The organism is Mesorhizobium sp. M7A.F.Ca.CA.002.05.1.1 (assembly GCF_003998335.1).
Lineage (GTDB): Bacteria > Pseudomonadota > Alphaproteobacteria > Rhizobiales > Rhizobiaceae > Mesorhizobium.
On sequence record NZ_RZQI01000634.1, the window covers coordinates 1 to 3,524 of the forward strand.

1 protein-coding gene is annotated in these 3,524 nt (G+C 65.7%); it reads right to left on the bottom strand.

Annotated features, from left to right (window positions below):
* A partial coding sequence (locus tag EN939_RS25535) for an alpha-2-macroglobulin family protein (protein ID WP_164751214.1) occupies nt 1-3,524 on the bottom strand: 3,524 nt, incomplete at both ends.

The following is a 3,524-nucleotide window of genomic DNA, read 5'->3' on the forward strand; positions in this document are numbered from 1 at the left end:
ATTGAGCAGGCTGGCTGCCAGCAGTTCCTTGTCGACGCGCAGCGCGCCGCCATTGCCCTTGAGGTCGACCACCAGCCGGGTGGTCACCGGCAATTGCGCCGGGCGCACCGGCACATAGAGCGTCTGCTCGACCTTGGTGCCGTCGGCATGGGCAAGCTTGACGGTGAGCGAGGCATTGCCGGCCGTCTGAGCGACCAGCGGCACGGTCAGCGTCTGGCGCTTGCCCTGGGCGAGCGTCAGCTTCTGGGGCAGGGGCTTGTCGCCGGTCGACAGGTCACCCGTTGTTTCGATCGAGAACGCATAGTCGCCGGCCGGACCATCGGTGTCGGCGACGTCTAGGCGCATGACGGCGGCGTCACCAGGCGCCAGGAAGCGTGGCAGGCCAGCGGTGATCACGATGGGATCGCGCACGATGACATCGGACTGGGCGTGGCCGACCGCATCCTTGGTCCAGGCGACGGCCATGACGCGCACGGTGCCGTTGAACTGCGGGATGTCGAAGTCGACCCGCGCCTTGCCGTCGGCATCGAGTTCGACGATGCCGGAGAAGAAGGCGACCAGTTTTTCGGTCGGCGGGTTGCCTTGCGCCTGCATGTTGGCGCCGTCGCCGCCGGTCCTGAGCTTGCCGGTGTTGCCGAGCGAGCCGTCGATCAGGCGGCCGTATATGTCGCGGATTTCCATGCCCAGCATGCGCTGGCCGAAGAACCAGTTCTCCGGATCCGGGGCCTTGTAGTTGGTCAGGTTGAGGATGCCGACATCGACGGCGGCAACCATGACGTAGGCATTGCTTCCCGGCTGCACGCCGGCGACCGAAACCGGGATCGACAGCTGCTGGCGCGGCATGGTCTTGTCCGGCGGCGTCAAGGTGATGGCGAGCTTTTTCGAGCCCGGATCGACCTTCAGCCATTTCACGCCGATGGCGCGGGCCGGCATGCGCGTTTCCTGCGCATCGCCCGGCCGGAAGAGGGTTGCCGTGACATAGGCACCGGCACCCCAATCGTCGCCGACCGGTATGTCGACCGTGCTGCCGCCGGCCGGCACGGATGCCGTGACGGTCTTCAACAGTTTGTCGGAACCGATGTTGATGAGAAGTTCGCCGGCAAAGTGCGGCGAGACTTTCAGCCTGGCCACTTCGCCGGCGGCATAATTGTCCTTGTCGAGGGCGATTTCGAGGCCGTCAGGCGTTTCGGTGGTGGTCGAGGAGACATACCAGCCGGCATCGAACTCGTAGCTTGTCGCCGGTCCCTCGGGATCCGATGTCTCGACCTCGAGGCGGTACTGACCCCAATCGACCGGCACGGAGACCGTCGCGCCGCCGTCGGCGCTAAGGTCGACCTGGCCGTTGGCGATCGACTTGGTGAAGGTGACCGGCTCGTAGTTCCAGGAATTGTTGGAGCGGTACCACTGGTAATTGCGTTCGACCTTGACCAGCGTCCACTGCGCGCCTTTCAGCGCCTCGCGCTTGCCGTCGGGATCGACGGCGATCAGGCTGAACTTGGCGGTGCCGCCCTGCGGCACTTCATTGTCGGCGAAATCCGGACGGATGCCGATCATATGGCCTTGCGGGCGGACGCCGATGTTGAGCGAACGCTCGATGGCGCGGCCGCCGGTTTCGCGCATCCTCACCGTCACCTTGGCGTCGACCAGCTTGGTGGTCGAGGGCAGTTGGTCGACGGAGACCGGGAAGGTCACCTTGCCGTCATCGCCGACCACCGGCAGATCGGCGAGGGGAGTGACCGTGGGTTCGGCCGACTGCTCGTCGGCGAGACCGAAGGAAAAGCCCTGGAAGCGGTCCCAGTCGCGCGACGTCGACAGCGTCAGTTCGCCTTCCAGCGCCAGGCCCGCCGCCGGCGCGCCATAGAGGAAGCGGCCGTCAATGTCGATGTTGGCGGTTTCGCCCTGGGCGATTTCCTGCTTGTCGGCCTTCATGTCGAATTCGATGCGATCCGGCACGAAATCCTCGACCAGGAACATGTGGCTGGCCACGGCCGGCTGCTTGGGATCGGTGTATATCGACACCGACCAGGTGCCTCGCATGGCGTTGGGTTCGAGCGGCAGGTCGACGGCATGGCCACCGGCCGAAGCGCCGTCACTGACGATGCGGCGGTCCTCGACGCCGTCGGGGCGCGAGAAGACGAACGTCAACGGCAGGTTCTCGACCGCCTTGGCGGCGCCGTCGCGGGCAAGCGCCGCGACATGAACATCTTCGCCGGCGCGGTAGATGCCGCGTTCGGTCCAGGCATAGACGTCCAGCGCACCTGGCGCCGCGCGCCCGGTGACGCCGCGGTCGGACAGGTCGAAGCCGGCCCGGCCCATATCTAGAAAGACGAAATCATTGTCGCCCTGCTTGGCCATCAGCACGGCCGGCACCATGCCGCCGTCGCCGCGCGTCAGGCCGGGGTTGAAGACGGCATGGCCGTCGGCATCCGATGTCGCCGTGCCGAGAACCTCATTGTTCCTGGCAACCAGCGTCAGTTCGGCGCCGGCTATCGGCTTGGCGCTGCCCAGTGAACGCGCAAAGACGTTGAGCCCGTCCTGCCCCGTATAGGTCGACAGGCCGATGTCGGAGACGACGAACCATTGCGTGGCCATCGAATTGTAGTTGTCGCTCTTGTCGTTGACGGCCTGCGCGGTCAGCACGTAGACGCCGGGCTTGCGCTGCGGCACCGCCTCGTCGACCGGGAAGGAGGTGGTGACCTCCTTGTTGAGATCATTGGCGATGTCGAGCTGGCCTTGCCAGACCGGCGCGCCCATCTGCTCGGAAATGTTGGAGATGTCGTAGCCGTCGAGCTGGTGCAGGAACTGGTAGCCCGACAGAAGCTGGGCCAGCGAACGATCGCCGACGCGGTAGAGCTTCATTTCGGCGGCATTCATGTTGACGGTGACGATCGGAATGCCGCGGCGCGCGCCGGCCGGCAGCACGAAGCTGTCACCGGTGAAGCGGGCGGACGGTGCGCGGTCCTGGACATAGATCGACAGCACCACGGGGGCCGCGGTCACTTCGCCGATTGCCGCCGGCAGGCCGGCGCGGAAGGTGACGTCGTAATGCTGACCATGCTCCAGCCCTTCGACGCAGATTTGCTTGTCCTTGGCCTCGACGCCCTTGGGTGGCGCGTTGTCGACGGTGACGAACGGCGCGTAGTCGACGCCGGTCTTGACCAGATCCTCGGAGAATTGCGCGCAGATGCGCGGCGCGCTGGTGTCGGCGTCGATGGTGTGATCGACAACGCGGAAACCCTTGCGGGCCTTGAGATCGGCATAGTCGGCCTGGACCGCCGGCGAAGGGTTCAGCGCAAGGCTGGCCTCATAGGCCTGCAGCGCCGGCCGGTAGAGATCGCGCTTGTCGAGCCCGTTGCCGAGCAGCGCCAGCACTTCGGCGCGCGTCTTGGTGGTGCGCAGCAATTTATAGGCATTGAAAGCGGCCGACGTGCCGTTCGCCGGCAAAGTGGAGGCTTCGGAGGTGCTAGCGGCGGGCTGAACGGGCAGCGTTTCACGCGCCAGGTTGAGCCAGAGCGGACCATCAT